Source organism: Neorhizobium tunisiense (genome assembly GCF_039631515.1).
Taxonomy (GTDB): domain Bacteria; phylum Pseudomonadota; class Alphaproteobacteria; order Rhizobiales; family Rhizobiaceae; genus Neorhizobium.
On the sequence record NZ_JBDIUU010000010.1, the window covers coordinates 82,139 to 99,096 of the forward strand.

Genomic DNA, 16,958 nt, shown 5'->3' on the forward strand with positions numbered 1-16,958 from the left:
CAGGAGGCAGGTCAATGTCGACAGAAACACTGTCGCGAGCGGACGAACGGATCAAAACCGAGTCCTTCGCAACGAAACTCATGAAGCGGCCGGAATTGGGAGCGATCGGGGGCGTGGTTCTCGTCACCGTGTTCTTTTTCCTGACCGCAGACCGCACCATGTTCACGCTATCTGGGATCATGAACTTCATGACGCCGGCCGCACAGCTTGGCATTCTCGGCATCGCCGCGGCCATGCTGATGATCGGCGGCGAATTCGATTTGTCGATCGGCTCGATGGTGGCCTTTGCGGGCATGGTCTTTGGCGTCTTCGTCGTCAATGTCGGCATGCCGCTCATCATCGCAATCCCATTGACGTTGGGGCTCGCCGCGGCACTTGGCGTGACCAACGGGCTGATCGTGCTGCGCACTGGGCTGCCTTCCTTCATCGTCACGCTCGCCGGTCTTTTCGTGCTGCGGGGCGCATCACTGGTCGGCTTGAAAATCTTCACCGGCGGTTCGACCCAGCTGCGCGGCATCCGCGAAGCGGTCGAGGGCGATTTCCTGGCGCCGATCTTTTCCGGCGATGCCTTCGGATTTGTCCTGACGTGGCTGGCAAAGGCGGGTCTTGTCGATAGCTTCAAATCCGGCGTGCCCAAAGTGCCGGGCATCCCGGTCGAGATTATCTGGTTTATCGCCTTCGCGCTTGTCGCAACCTATGTCCTGCTGCGCACGCCAGCCGGCAACTGGATCTTCGCCACTGGCGGTGACGCCTTGGCGGCGCAGAATTCCGGGGTACCCGTACGTCGGGTCAAGATCTCGCTGTTCATGCTGACGGCCATGGCCGCCGCGCTTGTTGCCATCATCACTGTGATCGATGCCGGTTCCACGGACGCCCGCCGCGGCTTCATGAAGGAGTTCGAGGCGATCATCGCCGCAGTCATAGGCGGCTGCCTCCTGACCGGCGGATACGGTTCCGCGATCGGTGCTTTCTTCGGTGCGATCATCTTCGGCATGGTCACAATCGGGCTGACCTATACCCGCTTCGATCAGGACTGGTTCCAGGTGTTCCTCGGCGCGATGTTGCTGCTCGCCGTGATCTTCAACAACGTCATCCGCCGACGTGTGACCGGAGAGCGCTGAGATGTCCGCCCCCATCATCCATATGGAAAACATCAAAAAGCACTATGGCAACGTCATCGCTCTGAACGGCGTGACCTTCGACCTCCGCGCCGGCGAATGCCATTGCCTGCTCGGCGACAACGGCGCCGGCAAGTCGACCTTCATTAAGACCATGTCGGGCGTGCACAAGCCGACCGAGGGCTCCATCACTTTCGAGGGAAGACCGCTTTCCTTCGACAGTCCGCGGGACGCCATGGAGGCCGGCATCGCCACGGTGTTCCAGGATCTGGCAATGATCCCGCTGATGTCCGTGACCCGCAACTTCTTCATGGGACGCGAGCCGACCAAGGGACGCGGCCTGTTCAAGCGCTTCGATATCGACACCGCCAACGAGATCACCATGGCAGAGATGCGCAAGATGGGCATCAACCTGCGCGGTCCGGACCAGGCGGTCGGCACGCTTTCGGGCGGCGAGCGGCAGACGGTGGCGATTGCCCGCGCCGTCTACTTCGGAGCGAAGGTGCTGATCCTCGACGAGCCAACCTCGGCGCTCGGCGTGCGGCAGACCGCCAATGTGCTTGCGACCATCAACCGCGTGCGTGCCCAGGGAATAGGCGTGGTGTTCATCTCCCACAATGTCCGCCATGCGCTTGCCGTGGGCGACCGCTTCACCGTGCTCAACCGGGGGCAAACGCTCGGCACCGCTACGCGCGGCGAAATCACGGCTGCCCAACTACAGGACCTGATGGCCGGTGGCCAGGAAATGGCCGAGCTCGAAGGCTCGCTCGGCGGAACGATCTGAGGCAAACGGAAATGGACAAATCGTCGTCAATGCCTCAACGTCCGCTCGGGGTCGCCCTCATCGGCACCGGCTTCATGGGCAAGTGCCACGCCATGGCCTGGCGCAACGTCGCCGCAGTATTCGGCGGCGCGCATCACCGGCTTGAGATCCTCTCGGATGCCACGCCGGAGAGTGCCGAAGCCTTCGCCCGCCAGTTCGGCTTTGCCCGCGCCACCGCGCGCTGGGAGGAGGCGGTAGCCGATCCGAAGGTTGACATCGTCTCGATCACCGCCCCGAACGGCATGCACCGCCCGATGGCCGAGGCGGCGCTCGAGGCCGGCAAGCACGTGTGGCTGGAAAAGCCGATGGCGCTCACGTTGGCAGACGCCGAGGCGATGGCGGCGACGGCGGCCGCACATCCGGGCCAGATGACCATCCTCGGCTACAACTATCTCAGGAGCCCGGCCTTCCAGGCGGCGCGCGGCCTGATCCGCGACGGCGCGATCGGACGGCCGGTCGCCTTCCGCGGCGTCTATGACGAAGACTATTCTGCCGATCCGCTCCTCCCGTGGTCATGGCGGATGACTCACGAGGGTGGCGGACTGGGTGCGCTCGGCGACCTTGGCTGCCACCTCGTGAGCCATATGCTGGCGTTGATGGGGCCGGTCACCGATGTGGTCGCCCAGACCCAGGTCACCATCCCCACGCGCCCCTCTCCGGATGGGCCGAAACGGGTCGAGAACGAGGACAGTGCGCTGGCGCTCCTGCGCTTCGCCTCGGGCGCGCAGGGCTCGTTCGCCACTTCCCGCGTGGCGCGGGGCCGCAAGTGCCGGCTGCAATGGGAGGTGCATGGCAGCGACGGCACGATCGTGTTCGATCAGGAGAACATGAACGAATTGTGGGTGCATCGCGCCGGCGAGGCCGGTTTTGTGCGTCATCTAACCGGACCGACACAGCCGGATTTTGCCGCCTTCTGCCCGGCACCGGGACACAATTTCGGCTTCAACGAGCAGAAGGTGGTCGAGGCGCGCGACCTGCTGGTGGCGATCGCCGGCGGTCCGAACTCAGGTCCCGATTTCGCCCAAGGGCTCGACATCGAGAAAGTCATTCACGCTATGGCTGCCTCGAATGGCACTGTCATCCGCATCGAAGGGCAGAAAACGTGAGGGGAGCGCCCGATGTCATCGGCATCCGGCACGCTTGCCGACATAGCCTGCGGCAGCGCCAGGCCTGATTGAAGACGCACCTTCTTTCGCCCCATAACAATCGAGAGAGTAAACATGGATCAACCCTTCACGCTCGCCGCCTGTGCGGAAATGCTCTGGCGCGACAAGCCGATCGAGTGGCGCTGTGCGCGGTTGACCGAGCTGGGCTTTCAAGTCGGCCTATGGAACTGGTCGGATCACGATCTCGCCGCGCTGGAGAGATCGGGGGCCAAGTTCTCGATCATGAACGGCTATCTTACCGGCCGGCTTGCAGACGATGAGGGCGCCGACGAGCTGCTGCGTTCCGCGCGCCAGACGGCCATGGTCGGCAAGCGGCTCGGCGTCGCGCGCCTTAACCTGCATGGGACCGGGCTTGGCGAGGGTGGGCTCCCAGCCCGGCCCAGCGATGTGGTGACGGGACGGATGTGGCTGAAGGCAAGAGACACGCTTTGCCGCATTGCTGATATGGCGGAGGAGGAAAAGGTTGTCTTCACACTGGAAAACCTCAATCTGCCGGTTGACCATCCCGGCACGCCATTCGGTCGCGCCGAGGATACCCTGGCTTTGGTCGCCTCGGTCAATCACCCGCGCGTACGCCTCAACCTCGACCTCTATCACGTGCAGATAGGCGAGGGAAACCTGATCGAAACCTGCCGTGCCTGCCTCCCATGGATCGGCGAGGTGCAGGTAGCCGATGTGCCCGGTCGGTGCGAGCCAGGTACCGGCGAGGTAAATTACCCGATGATAGCGCGCGCGCTTCACGAGATGGGCTATCGTGGGCCCGTCGGGTTGGAGGCCTTCGCAAAGGGTGATCCGCAGATGGCGCTTGAGGCATTTCGCGCCGCGTTTACCGTTCGCGGGTAGGGTAGTTTCCATCTCTGTCTGGCTTAGAGCGTTTCCTGTCTGCTCGATCAATTTGGATCCTAAGATCTTGGCAGGGTTTCCAGGGAGCTGCTACATCGCCAGCGTCGGCCTCTTCGGTTGATGTGGTCTGCGATTTTCCTATTGGCGACCGTTTAAAGCTTTGGATCTGCGACCCTGAGTTCCAAACAGGACTCGCAAATATCGATTTCCGGGCCATTAGGTCGTCTGATTGAGTCGTCGTCGGTTCGATCCCTATCGAGACCGCCGTGATCACCGCCCGCACTCTGGCCTCGGCTGGCTGACGCCGATCGAGTTTGCTCAAACCATCAACCCGCCGCTCTCCTTGCCATTCTCGGCGGCCTGGTTTTCCTCATACCTATGCCACTGACACTTGCCCTTCCGGCGATGATCCTGCTTGGACTGGGCATAGGCCCGCTTTCCCAAATCCGCTTTCGTTATTTATAGACTTGCTAGATATCCTACAAGTCGATATAGATGCAATCTCATTCGACTGTTAAACTGCACATGGAGCAATTTTTGGCCAAGCCGATAAAGCCGCTGGAGCGTCCGCCGCTTCTGCACGTCAGCGTGCAGGAAAGCCTGCGCGACTATATCGAGGACAATAAGCTGACGGCCGGTGCGGCCCTGCCGCCGGAGACGTTCCTGGCGCAGCAATTGGGTGTTGGGCGCAACTCGGTACGGGAGGCGATCAAGGCGCTAGAGTCGGTGGGTATCCTGGAGACGCGGCGCGGCATCGGTGTTTTCGTCAGGGAGTTCTCGTTCGAGCCGCTGCTGGACAATCTTGCCTACGGGCTGCAGGCGTCGCTGCGTGATGTGGAGGAGCTGCAGGAGATCCGGCGCGTGCTGGAAACCGGCCTCATCGACAGGACCATCGAGATGATCGATGAGGAGGATATTGCCGAGCTTCGGTGCATTAGCGATCGCATGCGCGAGCGTGCGGAACGCGGTGAGAGCTTTGCCGAGGAGGACCAGCAGTTTCATCAGCTTCTGTTCCGCTGCCAGAACAACAAGATGCTGAGCGCATTGATCGATATCTTCTGGTCCGCCTTCTACAAGGCCTCGGGTTTCGCCAATCTGGCAAGTCCCACCCCTCTGGCAACCTGGCGTGATCACCACGAGATCGTCGAAGCCATCGCCGCCAGAGATGTCGAGGCCGCCCGAAAGCGTTTGAGTGACCACTATTCCGGAATCAGGAGGGTGATTGCGAAGAACCGGCCCGAGGAGGTCGAGCCGGTTCAGCAATAAACCAAAATAAACAAACAGGAGGAGGAGAGCATGAATAGACGGAATTTCGGTCGCCTTGTGGCGGCAACGGCCTTGGCTTTTGCTGCGACCACGGCAATGGTGGCTACGCCGGCATTGGCGCAAGCGGGCAAGACCATCACCGGTGGCTTCGACGTCGGGCCTGGCGGGTTTCAGGGTAATTTCAATCCCATGACGGCAACGGCCGGCTTCACCTGGCTCAACACCTATTTCGAGCCGCTGGTCATCTATAATTCCGATCTCTCGAAGCTGGTCGGCGCTCTCGCTTCGGAGTTCACTGTCGGCCAGGATAACCTGACCTACACTTTCAAGCTCGTCGATACCAAATGGCATGACGGCAAGCCTTTCACCTCAGCGGACGTCAAATTCACGCTCGAGCTTGCCAAAAACGCCGAAAGCGGGGGCCTTTTCGCAGCGCGGCTCGCCGATGTCGCTTCGATCGAGACACCTGACCAGCACACGGCGATCGTCAAGCTCAGCAAGCCCAACTCCGCCTTCCTGTCGGTGCTCGGCTATGTAATGATGTTGCCTCAGCATGCGCTGTCCCAGATCCCGGTCGCCGAGATCGCCAAAAGCTCCTGGTGGTCGACCAAGCCGATCGGGACGGGTCCGTTCAAATTCGTGAAATATGTCAGCGATCAATATGTCGAAATGGCTGCCTATGAAGGCTATCGAGGCGGCAAGCCGAAGGTCGATCGCCTGATCAACCGCTATTTTGCCAATGCTGCCTCGGCTGTCGCCGCACTCAGGGCAGGAGAGATCCAGTTCACCTTCGCCGAGCCCGATGACGCCAAGACCTTCAAGGGTAACGACAACTTCCGGGTGATCGAGGGCGACTCCTATGTGGTGAATTATATCGGCTTCAATCATAGGGTTGGACTCTGGAAGGACCTGCGCGTGCGTCAGGCCGTGATGCACGCGATCGACCGAAACGCGATCGTCTCGAGCCTGTTCGGCGGCGCGGCCAAGCTCGCCAATTGCGGTTATGTCGCGCCGCAGATCGTTCCGAAGGAACTGATCAATTACGCCTACGATCCGCAGAAGGCGAAGGACCTGCTGGCGCAGGCCGGCTGGGACAAGATTAATGGCGATAAGCCGATCTCGTGGCTGACTTACTACAATACGCCACAGGTTGCCAATGTCATGGCGGCGATGCAGGCCATGCTGGCCCAGGTCGGCATCAACGTGGTGCCGCGTGCCCTCGATGTACCGGCCTATAACGGCATCGTTCGAAGCGACAAGTGGCAGGATTTCCCCATGATTTATGCGGGCCTGCAAAACGGTCCCAACCCGGCCTCTCTCAATGTAGGGCTCAACGGATCGCAACTGCCGCCGGTTGGCAACAACATCATGCGGGTCGAGATGCCGGCGCTGACCGAGGCGTTGAACACAGCGATGGCGGAAACCGATGCGGCCAAGGCGGATTCCAAATGGCAGCGGGTCTGCAAGGAAATGAATGCCGAGCTTCCCTGGGGCCCGTTGTGGGTCGCCAGCCGCTATGGAGTCGTCTCCAGCAAGCTCAAAGACTTCTTCTGGACACCGGCTCCAGCCGGCGGCCCCTTTGTCTCCCATCCAGAGAAATGGGACATCGCTCCCTGAATCCAGGATGAATCAAGTTGTGGTCGGGCTTGGTCGTCCGGCCGCATCCCCTGCGGACCTTGCTGGTGAAACATGCTGCAATACCTTCTTCGCCGCACAGCTGTCGGCCTGCTGATGTTGCTGGCCCTGACCGTTCTTATCTTCATACTGCTGCGGCTCACGCCGGGCGACCCGATCGATGCTTACATCAATCCGTCGGTGCCAATGGCGGCATCCGACGTTGAGATGTTGCGAACGCGCCTCGGTCTCGACCAGCCGCTGCCGGTGCAGTATGTCGCCTGGCTCGCTGCGGCCCTGACCGGAGATTTCGGTTATTCCATCCAGCGCAGTGGAGAGCCGGTTCTGCAACTCGTCGCGAGCCGGATCGGACCGACCGTCCTGCTGATGTTCAGTGGGCTTGCCATCGCCGTCGTCGTTGGAATCGCGACCGGCATTTTTGCCGCGGTCCGGCGTAACCGATTGTCCGATCTCTCGCTTTCGACGGCGGCATTTGTCGGGATTTCGAGCCCGGCCTTCTTGACGGCCTTGCTGGGGCTTTATGTGTTTGCGGTCATTTTGCGTTGGGTGCCGGCCGGCGGGATGCTGACGCCTGGCGCTCCCTTCTCCATCGGCGATCTGTTGGCGCATCTCATCTTGCCGGCCACCCTGCTGTCGATCGGTCATGGCGCGCTGATCATGCGATATATGCGCTCTTCTCTGCTCGAAGTGTTGTCGCAGGACTATGTGCGGACGGCGCGCGCCAAGGGCGTTCGTGAGTTCTGGGTCATCGTCAAGCATGCCGTCCGCAACGCTTTGCTGCCGGTGATCACGCTGATCGGGTCGACCATCGGCATCGCCATCGGAGGCGCCATCTTCATAGAAAGCGTGTTCGACTGGCCTGGCATGGGCCTCCTGATGATCAACGCGGTGGTCCGGCGCGATTATCCCGTGATCATGTGCGCGACACTGCTCACCGGCGCCTGTGTCATCATAGTCAACCTGCTCACCGACATCGCCTATGCTGCTGTCGATCCGCGCATCAAGGTGGCGTAAGATGGCGAGCCTGATACGTACCGGCTCGGCCGGCCCCATCCGACGCGCGCTTTCCCGCTTTTTCGAAAACGGCGCAGCCGTAGCCGGCTTGGCCATCCTGGTCCCGATCCTGCTGCTTACCTTCACCTATGATCTCTGGTGGCCCTACAAGCCCAATGACATCGACCTGCTGGCGATGAACCGGGGGCCGTCATCGGCCCATTGGCTCGGCAGCGACGGGGTGGGCCGGGATATCATGGCGCGGCTGCTGCAAGGCGGACGGATTTCGCTGCTGGTGGCGACGGTGTCGATGGTGGTCTCCACGTTCATCGGTTTCTTTATCGGAGCCATCGCCGGCTTTGCGGGACGTCTCGTTGATGGTGCCACGATGCGGTTCGTTGATCTCGCCATGACCTTGCCGCCGGTGATTTTCCTCCTGGTCCTCGCCTCGATCGTCGGCAGCGGCATCCTGCCGACCATCTTCGTGATTTCGCTGCTGTCGTGGCCGGTTCTCTCCCGCATGGTACGGGCCCGGTTGCTGGAATTACGCGAGCGCGACTTTGTCGTGGCATCCCGCGGCATGGGAGCGGGCCTTTGGCATCTGCTGATCCGGCACGGCCTGCCCAATACGATCGATATTCTCGTGGTCTATGCCACCCTGCAGGTGGCAAGCGGAATCCTGCTTGAAGCGGGACTTTCGTTCCTGGGGCTCGGCGTCATGCCTCCGGAGGCGAGCTGGGGCAACATGCTAAACGCGGCCCGCGCCACCAACGTGCTCGAAAATTATCCCTGGCAATGGATGTTTCCCGGCGGAGCGCTCGTCCTGACCGTTCTTGCCATCAACTTCGTGGGCGATGGGCTTCGGGATGCCTTCGACCCACGCTCCGAACTCAAGTGAAAGGTCGAAAATGCCCCTGTTTACCGGTGTCGTTCCACCCGTCGTCACTCCGCTCACGACGGCTTTCGAGGTCGACTATCCTTCCTTCACGCGCACCATCGACCATCTGCTGAGTGGTGGCGTGCACGGCCTGTTCGTGCTTGGCTCGACCAGTGAGGTCGTGTTTCATGACGAAGTCACGCGGCGCCGCATCATCGAACATGCAGTCAAGCAGGCGGGCGGCCGCGTGCCGATCCTGGTCGGCGTGATCGATCCCACGACGGAGCGTGTGATTGCCCATGCAAGGACGGCGCAGTCGGCCGGTGCCGATGCGGTTGTCGTCACCGCCCCATTCTATGCGCGCACGAACCAGTCCGAGACGATTGATCACTTCCGCTACATTCGGGAGGCCGTCGACATCCCGGTTATCGCCTACGATATTCCTGTCTGCGTTCATACCAAGCTCGAACGCCAGACGACGGTCACGCTGGCCCGCGAGGGCACCGTCATCGGCCTCAAGGATTCGAGCGGCGATGACGGCAACCTTCGCTATGTCATGGCCGACACGGCCGATCTGCCGGATTTTTTCGTCATGACGGGCTCCGAGATCGTCGCCGACAGCGTCGTGAACATGGGCGCGCATGGCATCGTGCCCGGTCTCGCCAATGTCGATCCGCACGGCTATGTGCGCCTCTGGGATTTATGCCAGGCGGGCGACTTCGTTGCGGCCCGCCGGGAACAGGAGAGGCTGTGCCGGCTTTTCGAGATGGTGTGGGTCAGCTTGCCACGGACCAGCGCGGGCTCTGCCGGAGTAGGGGCCTTCAAGACCGCCATGCGCGCACTCGGCGTCATCGACACCAATATCATGGCCCGTCCGCAGCGACCTCTCAACGACGAAGAGGCTGCGATCATCGACGGCATCCTGCGTCAAACCGGCCTTCTGAAGCGATGATGAGCTCTGGACCGATCCTCGAAATCTCCGGATTGACGACGGTGTTCCGCATCGGTGATCGGGAGATCGCCGCCGTCCGCGACCTCAGCCTTGCGGTGGGGACCGGGGAGACTGTGGCGCTGGTGGGAGAATCTGGTTCGGGAAAATCGGTGACGAGCTTGTCGATCATGGGGCTCCTGCCGCGCGGCGTCGGCAGCATCGCCGCGGGAACGCTGCGTCTCCGACGCAAGTCCGGCGAGATCGTCGAATTGCAGGCCATCGGCGGCGAAGCCCTGCGCCGGGTACGCGGCAACGACATCGGCATGGTGTTTCAGGAGCCGCTTACTAGTCTCAATCCGGTCTATACGATAGGTGAGCAGATTGCCGAGCCGATCCGCATTCATCTCGGCAAGTCCCATCGGGAGGCGTTGTCGGATGCCGTCCGGGGGCTGGAGGATGTTGGTATTCCCGATCCGCGCCGGCGCGCCGGTCAATATCCGCACGAACTGTCGGGCGGCATGCGGCAGCGGGCAACCATTGCCATGGCGCTTGCATGCAACCCGACCCTGCTGATCGCCGACGAACCGACGACAGCCCTCGATGTCACTATCCAGGCGCAGATCCTCGACCTGCTCGACCAGCTGCAGAAGGAACGCGGCATGGGCATGCTGTTCGTCACTCATAATCTCGGGGTCGTCGCGGAGGTCGCCGACCGCGTGGCTGTCATGTATGCGGGTTCGCTCGTCGAGACAGGCAGCGTGGCCCGGGTCTTCGCTCATCCGCGTCACCCTTACACCCAGGGCCTGATGCGTTCGGTGCCGCGGCTTGGGACAGCGACGCTTCTCAGAGAAGCGGGTACGCCGCTGCCGACCATTGCCGGATCGGTCCCAAGTCTGATGAACCTGCCGCAAGGCTGCCCTTTCGCCCCTCGCTGTCCCTATCGCATAGAGGCCTGTTCGCAGGCCTATCCGCCGCTTGCCGATGCAGGCGAGGGCCAGTTCAGCCGCTGTATCCGATGGCAGGAGGTCTGAGCGATGTCTGATGAATCTCTTCTTGAGATCAGCGGGCTGACCAAACATTTCGCACCCGTAGCGTTCGGGCGGGGGCCGGTCGTCCGTGCCGTCGAGGATGTCTCGTTCAATATCAGACGCGGCGAAGTCGTTGGCCTTGTCGGGGAGTCCGGCAGCGGCAAGACCACCATCGGCCGGATGGTCGCACAACTCATCGCGCCGACTGGCGGCAGCATCCGTTTTGACGGCGCCGAGACGGTGAGCCTCAAGGGTCGTGAACTTCGCCGCTTGCATCGGCGCGTCCAGTATATCTTTCAGGATCCCTTCGCCAGCCTCTCGCCGCGAATGACCATCGGCGAAATCCTCACCGAAGGGCTGGATATCCAGCGGACCGGCAGCAAGCCGGAGCGGATCGCAAAGGCTGCACGGGCTCTCGCATCGGTGGACCTGCCTGCCGATGCGATTTCCCGCTATCCGCACGAATTTTCCGGCGGCCAGCGCCAGCGTATCGGCATTGCGCGGGCGCTTACGCTCGAACCTGACCTGCTTGTCGCCGACGAGCCGGTGTCGGCGCTCGATGTCTCCATCCAGGCGCAGATCGTCAATCTGCTGCGCGAGTTGCAAATGCGGCTCGGCCTGACCATGCTCTTCATCGCGCATGATCTTGCGGTGGTCGAATACGTCGCCGATACCGTTGTCGTGCTCTATCTAGGGCGGATCATGGAAATGGCGCCAAGCCGCCAGCTCTATGCCAATCCGCAACACCCCTATACGCGCGCGTTGCTCTCGGCCGTTCCGTCACCCGATCCTTCCAGGCACACCAGTCGCCAAATCCTTAAGGGCGATATCCCGAGCCCGGCCAATCCTCCAAGCGGCTGCGTCTTCCGTACCCGCTGTCCGGTCGCGATCGAAGCCTGTGCGGGCATTGTTCCGCCGCTGCGGGAAGGGGCGAAAGGGCATTTCAAGGCCTGCATCCGCGATGACCTCGGCTGACGGCTGGCCGTCGATGCCGCCGGCTATGTCAGCGAGACGGAGAGGTTCGGCGGGTCCTTCGTGTTCCACGCAGCCGTTCATCCTCGCGCGACGCGGGCTCCTCCTATTTAATTCTGTTCTGTAACCGCTGGATCGCATTGGGGATGGACGATGTTGCCCGCGGTGTCGCCGTCGCCGCTTCATTGTGTAGAAAAGCGGCGATGTCGTTGAGCAGCTTGATTTCGATTTCGGTGTAATCAGGATCGCCTGAGAGATTGATTGTCTCTTGCGGGTCGGTCTGAAGGTCGAACAACTCCCGCTCGCTCAATCCTCCGCTAGTATAGAGCGTCAGCTTGAAGCGCTGGTCCCGCGCCATGGTCGCCAGCATCGGTGGGTCCCAGAAACTACCGCTGTCGTTTACGCCGGAGTTGCGGTAGGCGCAGATCGCGCTGCTGCGCCGCGCCGCATTCCGGGATGCCATGACCACCAGATCCTCGCTCTCGGGGCAGGATCGCGTATCGAGGCCTGCTGCGGCGAGACATGTGGCCGCCACGTCGCGACCTTGCGCAAGTGCGGTGCATCGGGTGCCGGCGATGGTGCGCCCTGGCCAACGCAGTAATAGCGGCACTCCGACGGTAGGCTCGTAGAGTGCAACTCCCTTGACGAAGAGCCCGTGATCGCCAAGTTGGTCGCCGTGGTCGGATATGAAGATAACCAGCGTGTCTTCGGTCATCTCCGCTTCGTCAAGTGCCGCCAGAACCCGGCCGACTTGCACATCGAGGAAGGCAATGGAGGCGGCATAACCGAGACGGATCTTGCGTATTTCCTCCGGAGAGAAATCTGAGAAACGTCCGAGATAGGAACCCTGCTGCTCCTGACGGACGCATCCGGGTTGTGTCGTACGCGAAACGACCGGGTCCGGAATCTTCGCTGCATCTATGCAATTTCTGAACGTGAGGGGATAATCCTCATAGGGATCGTGAGGGTCGAACAGGCTCATCAGGCAAAAGAAAGGCTGTCTCTCTGCTTTCATCGATTGGATGAAGGTAATGGTCCGGTCAGCCGCCCACTTGCTCATGTGCACCGCTTCGGGATGATGAAGTTCCTTTCGGCCATTGCGCTGAAGGGCGGCGAAGAAGTCCGGCGCCGTCTCGCGCAGCCAGGCCGCATAGCCGTTGAGGGGGCTCTGCATCGAGACTGACGGCTCCAGGCACCATTCATAGATATCGAAACCATCATGCGGGTGTCGCTCGCGCTCTTCCTGCACGCGGCTGCTGACGTGCAGCTTGCCGAAAAGCGCGGTCCTATAGCCGGCCTCCTGCCGCAGTCGCTTCGTGAACAAAACTTCCTCCGCAGGCAGATTGTCGTGCACCCGCCGCACTGCATGATCGGGCACGGGCTTGCCGGTGAAAATACTGGCACGCGAAGGCGTGCAAATGGGGTTGTCGACCGTGCAGTGCGCGAAGACCGTTCCGGCTTCGCCGAGTCGGTCGAGATTGGGGGTGGGGATCCAGTCACAGCCATAGATGCCGAGCGTGTCCCGACGTTGCTGGTCCGTCATGATCATCAGAATGTTCGGCGGTGTCACGATGTTTACCTCAACGATCACAGCATGATTTCGGGAAGGGCTGCTTTGGCTTTCTCCCGCAATGCTGGAACGACTGATGGATCGATCCAGCGATAAGGCCGGCGCAGCCGGGTGCCGATCTCCGCCCATCCTCCGATCGCAGCCAGCAGCTTGTCCAGCGCGGCGTTCGAGTAGCCGTGCACCTTTGCGAAAGGCGCTATGTGGTCGTCCAAAAAGGTGCGCAGCCGGTGTTCTATTTCGAGCGCCTGATCAAGGTTGCCTGCCATGGACGCAGTCCAGCGCTGCGCTCCCAACGGACTGAGGCAGGCGACATTCGAGAACGCCCCGGCCGCAATGCCTTGTTTTACGCCTGTCGCGAGATGATGCCCCGGTACATAAATGCCCCAGGGGTCGAGATGCCGGCGGGCCTGCTCGTACCAGGAGGCATCTCCATCTCCAAGTTTCACGCCGACAACCTGCGGGACCGATTCGAGGATGACGGCCAGCTCGGCCGGGGTAAAGACGCGCTTGGCATGTGGTGGCTGGTAGAGCAGCAACGGCACCGAGCCGGCCGCATCGGCGGCCATTTTCAGGAAATCGGTTGCCTCCACGGCCGTCACCGGCCACCAGTCGGGAAGGATCACCTGGATGGCTTCTGGTTTCAGTCCTGCCGCCCGTCGAACACGTTCCAAGGATATGCGGGGATCAGGCTGGCACGCACCGATTACGAACGGCATCATCGCAGCCTTGCAGCGGTCCGCCAACAATTGTTGAATTTGGCCGAACTCCGTTTCTGTCTGATTGTGGAATTCACCTGCGGTACCGTTGGAGTAAATGCCGTCCACCCTGGCGGCAATCAGTCGGTCGATTGCGTCGGTCAGGCGCGAGAAACTGATTGAATCGTCTTCATTGATCGGCAGCAGTAGCGTCGCCCAATTTCCCCGTATGTGACCCCAGCGGCTATCCTGCCGCTCCAGTTTTGTGACCGCCACGTTCACCTCCCTTGCAGCGCCTCGTCGCCTGATGTCGCCGACTGCCCACCGGGGCATCATTTTCGGCTTCCCATTTATAGACTTGAAAGATATCCTACAAGTCGATACATCGTAACCCACGTCAGAAACTGCGGTTAGACGGCGTCCTTCAGCCAACTGCGGAAGAAGCGGAAACTCTGTGAGCGAAGCTTCGGCTCCGAGAACATGAAGACATAGTGCTCGTGGACCATATGTTCTTCGAAAAGCGAGACGAGCTGGCCGTCCGCCAATTCCTGCTTCACGAGTTTCTGCCGGACGATCGCAATGCCGAGGCCTTCGACGGCGGCGGTCAATTCGAGCCCGGAACTCTCCAGGTCGATGAAACGTGTATGGGCGAATATTCTTTGCGTGCGGTGGCCAAGCCAGCGTTCCCAATTGCGGGTGAATTCGGCCGACCGCAGGAGCACGTGCCGTTCCAGATCATCGGGTGTCACCAGGGGTGGGGCGCGACGCAGATAGGCCGGGCTGCAGACCGGCATGAGGTCGGCATCGGCGAGTTTTTCACAAAAGAACCCTTTTCTGATCTCCGTCTCGCCCACATAGACCAGGCCGTCCAATCCCTCCGGATCCTGCCTGCCGGTGACGAATTTCACGACCATGTCGGGGTGGCGCGCATAGAGCGTTCCGAGCGCCGGCATGATGCATTTCTGCAGAAAGACCCGTGGACTGCCGATCACCAACGGCTTGAGGTCGACGCTGACGGACAGGTCGCTGGTGACGGCGCGGATTTGGCCCAGGGAGGCATGGATCTTTGCCCAATAGACTTCGCCGGCGGGCGTGAGCGCGATCCTCCGGTGCATCCGTTCGAACAGATCGCAGCCCAGGAACGTTTCGAGGTTCTGGATCTGTCTGCTGACGGCCCCCGGCGTCAGGCAGAGTTCGTCCGCAGCCTTTGCGATGCTCATGTGCCGGCCTACCGCCTCGAAGACCGGCAGCGAGGTCATCGGCGGCAACCCTCTACGCCTTGTTCGCATTGGAATTTTCCTCCCGCCGCCATTTCTAGCGTTCAATTGAGGAAAACTCAATCGAAGCCAGAAAATTTCGATTTTTCCGGCGGCGATGCGGCGATACGGTCCTGCGCAACGAATGGGAGGAGGAACCATGAAGGACTTTTCACTGGCATATTTCGGCCTGGCGCTTGCGGCCGCGACCTCGCTGGTCCCCGCCGCGGCTTCCGCCGAGCAATTGCGCGTCGGCCTTGCGGCGCTCGCCACCTCGGCCGATCCGCATTTCCACCGGGCGGGTTATAATTTCGATCTTCGCGAGAATATTTCGGATGCGCTCGTCTACGCCAACGGCGTCAACGGCAATGTCGAACCGCGGCTTGCGAAATCCTGGGAGATCCAGGGCGACACCAAATGGGTGATCGACCTTGAGTCCAAGGCGAAATTCGACGACGGTAATCCACTGGGCGCCGACGACGTGATCTATTCGCTCTGCCGGGTGCGCAACGTGCCGAACAGCCCCGGCCTGTTCAGCAGCTTCATTTCGACCATCGGCAGCATCAAGGACGCGGGCGGCGGCAAGATTGAGATCACGACAAAGAAACCCGATCCGAACCTGCTGCGCAACCTGAGTTATATTGGCATCGTCGAGAACCCGACCGGCCGCACGCTGACTTACGACGACAAGAGTTGCGGCAACGACAACTGGCTGGCGACGGGCGATTTCAACAATGGCAAGACGTCACCGGGCATCGGCCACTACCGCGTCAGGAAATTCACGCCCGATGTCGAGATCGAGCTGGAACGAAATCAGCAATATTACGGTGCGTCGGCTGCCTATGATTCAGTGCTGGTCAAATCCCTGCCGGACAACAGCGCCCGCATCGCCGCGCTGCTTGGGGGTGCGGTCGACGTCATCAACGCCGTGCCGATCAACAGCGTCGACAGCATCCAATCGTCGGGCAAATATCATCTGTCGTCCATGCCCTCGACGCTGCTGATCTTCCTGCTGCCCGACCAGGGCCAGGAAAAGACGCCGAAGGTCTCCGGCACGGATGGCAAGAACCCCTTCCTCGATCCGCGCGTTCGCAAGGCGCTTAATCTTGCCATCAACCGTGATCAGATCGCCGAGACCGTCATGGGCGGCATGGCGCAGCCGGCAAGCCAGATCGTCGTCGATGGCGTCTTCGGTTATGACCCGGGTCTGCAGCCGTATCCCTATAATCCGGCGGAAGCCAAGCGCCTGTTGGCCGAGGCCGGCTATCCCAACGGCTTTTCGCTGACGCTGAATGCTCCGAGCGACCGTTACGTCAACGGCGCCCAGGTCGCCCAGGCGGTGACCGCGATGCTGTCGCAGATCGGCTTGAACGTAACGCTGGAGACTTTCCCCTTCAGCATCTATTTCACCAAGGCGAGCGCCTATGAGTTCAGTCTCTATCTGGCCGGCGCTGCTGCCGATACCGGCGAGGGGCTGAGCCAGATGATCAATCTTGCCGGCACGCGCAATCCCGATCGCGGGTGGGGCGGCGCCAACCGCGGACGCTATTCCAGCAAGGTCACCGACAAGGCGCTGGAAGACGCCCAGTCGACGCTCGACGATGGCAAGCGGGAAGCGCTGCTCCGTTCCGCCGTGGCCCAGGTCTATAAGGACGACGGTTATGTGCCGCTGTACCACGAGTTCGGCGTCTGGGGCGTGCGCAACGGCGTCCACTATGACGCCAACGCCAACCTGACCAACATCTTCTACACCGCGCATCCCGAGTGAGGCGGCACCGGCAGGGC

General features: G+C 61.3%; 15 protein-coding genes. 12 read left to right on the forward strand and 3 right to left on the reverse strand.

Annotated features, from left to right (window positions below; all coding sequences use genetic code 11):
* Positions 1-14 precede the first annotated feature (14 nt).
* From ABCW43_RS25140 to ABCW43_RS25190, 11 genes are all read left to right on the forward strand, one after another.
* Positions 15-1,121 (forward strand): ABC transporter permease, encoded by a 1,107-nt coding sequence (locus ABCW43_RS25140; protein ID WP_046627557.1) that lies wholly within the window; start codon positions 15-17, stop codon positions 1,119-1,121.
* A gap of 1 nt (position 1,122) precedes the next feature.
* Positions 1,123-1,902: an ATP-binding cassette domain-containing protein gene (locus tag ABCW43_RS25145; RefSeq protein WP_345929545.1), complete on the forward strand. Its 780-nt coding sequence runs from the start codon at positions 1,123-1,125 to the stop codon at positions 1,900-1,902.
* A 29-nt stretch (positions 1,903-1,931) separates the two neighbouring features.
* Complete coding sequence (locus ABCW43_RS25150) at positions 1,932-3,047, forward strand: Gfo/Idh/MocA family protein (protein WP_345929547.1); 1,116 nt, start codon at positions 1,932-1,934, stop codon at positions 3,045-3,047.
* Between the two features lie 114 nt (positions 3,048-3,161).
* Positions 3,162-3,950 carry a TIM barrel protein gene (locus tag ABCW43_RS25155; protein ID WP_345929549.1) on the forward strand — a complete coding sequence of 263 codons (789 nt, stop codon included), beginning with the start codon at positions 3,162-3,164 and terminating at the stop codon, positions 3,948-3,950.
* A 525-nt stretch (positions 3,951-4,475) separates the two neighbouring features.
* On the forward strand, positions 4,476-5,216 hold the full coding sequence (locus tag ABCW43_RS25160; protein ID WP_345929871.1) for a FadR/GntR family transcriptional regulator: 741 nt from the start codon (positions 4,476-4,478) through the stop codon (positions 5,214-5,216).
* A gap of 30 nt (positions 5,217-5,246) precedes the next feature.
* A complete protein-coding gene (locus ABCW43_RS25165; RefSeq protein ID WP_345929551.1) occupies positions 5,247-6,833 on the forward strand; it encodes an ABC transporter substrate-binding protein in 1,587 nt (528 codons plus the stop codon).
* Positions 6,834-6,905: 72 nt separating this feature from the next.
* A complete protein-coding gene (locus ABCW43_RS25170) occupies positions 6,906-7,865 on the forward strand; it encodes an ABC transporter permease (RefSeq protein ID WP_345929553.1) in 960 nt (319 codons plus the stop codon).
* Positions 7,831-8,742, forward strand: coding sequence for an ABC transporter permease (locus ABCW43_RS25175; protein ID WP_345929555.1), 912 nt, complete (start codon positions 7,831-7,833; stop codon positions 8,740-8,742). Before ABCW43_RS25170 ends, ABCW43_RS25175 begins: the two co-directional genes overlap by 35 nt.
* A gap of 10 nt (positions 8,743-8,752) precedes the next feature.
* A complete protein-coding gene (locus tag ABCW43_RS25180) occupies positions 8,753-9,673 on the forward strand; it encodes a dihydrodipicolinate synthase family protein (protein WP_345929557.1) in 921 nt (306 codons plus the stop codon).
* Positions 9,673-10,683 carry an ABC transporter ATP-binding protein gene (locus tag ABCW43_RS25185; RefSeq protein ID WP_345929559.1) on the forward strand — a complete coding sequence of 337 codons (1,011 nt, stop codon included), beginning with the start codon at positions 9,673-9,675 and terminating at the stop codon, positions 10,681-10,683. Before ABCW43_RS25180 ends, ABCW43_RS25185 begins: the two co-directional genes overlap by 1 nt.
* Positions 10,684-10,686: 3 nt before the next feature.
* Entirely contained in the window at positions 10,687-11,655 is a 969-nt protein-coding gene (locus ABCW43_RS25190; RefSeq protein WP_345929561.1) for an ABC transporter ATP-binding protein, read from the forward strand.
* A gap of 103 nt (positions 11,656-11,758) precedes the next feature.
* Here ABCW43_RS25190 and ABCW43_RS25195 read toward each other — a convergent pair whose 3' ends face one another.
* The 3 genes from ABCW43_RS25195 to ABCW43_RS25205 all read right to left on the reverse strand — a co-directional run bounded on the left by ABCW43_RS25195 (position 11,759) and on the right by ABCW43_RS25205 (position 15,206).
* Positions 11,759-13,201 carry a sulfatase family protein gene (locus tag ABCW43_RS25195; RefSeq protein ID WP_345929563.1) on the reverse strand — a complete coding sequence of 481 codons (1,443 nt, stop codon included), beginning with the start codon at positions 13,199-13,201 and terminating at the stop codon, positions 11,759-11,761.
* A 38-nt stretch (positions 13,202-13,239) separates the two neighbouring features.
* Entirely contained in the window at positions 13,240-14,193 is a 954-nt protein-coding gene (locus ABCW43_RS25200; protein ID WP_345929565.1) for a dihydrodipicolinate synthase family protein, read from the reverse strand.
* 134 nt (positions 14,194-14,327) lie between these two features.
* Entirely contained in the window at positions 14,328-15,206 is an 879-nt protein-coding gene (locus tag ABCW43_RS25205; protein WP_345929567.1) for a LysR substrate-binding domain-containing protein, read from the reverse strand.
* 127 nt (positions 15,207-15,333) lie between these two features.
* Between ABCW43_RS25205 and ABCW43_RS25210 the strand changes: the two genes are divergently transcribed.
* Positions 15,334-16,941, forward strand: a complete 1,608-nt coding sequence (locus ABCW43_RS25210; protein WP_345929569.1) for an ABC transporter substrate-binding protein — start codon at positions 15,334-15,336, stop codon at positions 16,939-16,941.
* Positions 16,942-16,958: the final 17 nt, after the last annotated feature.

What these genes read in the sequence shown, in the direction of transcription:
- ABCW43_RS25140 (WP_046627557.1), top strand. Translation starts at nt 15, where the DNA reads ATGTCGACAGAAACACTGTCGCGAGCGGACGAACGGATCAAAACCGAG.
- ABCW43_RS25160 (WP_345929871.1), top strand. Translation starts at nt 4,476, where the DNA reads ATGGAGCAATTTTTGGCCAAGCCGATAAAGCCGCTGGAGCGTCCGCCG.
- ABCW43_RS25170 (WP_345929553.1), top strand. Translation starts at nt 6,906, where the DNA reads ATGCTGCAATACCTTCTTCGCCGCACAGCTGTCGGCCTGCTGATGTTG.
- ABCW43_RS25195 (WP_345929563.1), bottom strand. Translation starts at nt 13,201, where the DNA reads ATGATCATGACGGACCAGCAACGTCGGGACACGCTCGGCATCTATGGC.
- ABCW43_RS25165 (WP_345929551.1), top strand. Translation starts at nt 5,247, where the DNA reads ATGAATAGACGGAATTTCGGTCGCCTTGTGGCGGCAACGGCCTTGGCT.
- ABCW43_RS25210 (WP_345929569.1), top strand. Translation starts at nt 15,334, where the DNA reads ATGAAGGACTTTTCACTGGCATATTTCGGCCTGGCGCTTGCGGCCGCG.
- ABCW43_RS25185 (WP_345929559.1), top strand. Translation starts at nt 9,673, where the DNA reads ATGAGCTCTGGACCGATCCTCGAAATCTCCGGATTGACGACGGTGTTC.
- ABCW43_RS25190 (WP_345929561.1), top strand. Translation starts at nt 10,687, where the DNA reads ATGTCTGATGAATCTCTTCTTGAGATCAGCGGGCTGACCAAACATTTC.
- ABCW43_RS25175 (WP_345929555.1), top strand. Translation starts at nt 7,831, where the DNA reads ATGCTGCTGTCGATCCGCGCATCAAGGTGGCGTAAGATGGCGAGCCTG.
- ABCW43_RS25155 (WP_345929549.1), top strand. Translation starts at nt 3,162, where the DNA reads ATGGATCAACCCTTCACGCTCGCCGCCTGTGCGGAAATGCTCTGGCGC.
- ABCW43_RS25145 (WP_345929545.1), top strand. Translation starts at nt 1,123, where the DNA reads ATGTCCGCCCCCATCATCCATATGGAAAACATCAAAAAGCACTATGGC.
- ABCW43_RS25180 (WP_345929557.1), top strand. Translation starts at nt 8,753, where the DNA reads ATGCCCCTGTTTACCGGTGTCGTTCCACCCGTCGTCACTCCGCTCACG.
- ABCW43_RS25150 (WP_345929547.1), top strand. Translation starts at nt 1,932, where the DNA reads ATGCCTCAACGTCCGCTCGGGGTCGCCCTCATCGGCACCGGCTTCATG.
- ABCW43_RS25205 (WP_345929567.1), bottom strand. Translation starts at nt 15,206, where the DNA reads ATGCGAACAAGGCGTAGAGGGTTGCCGCCGATGACCTCGCTGCCGGTC.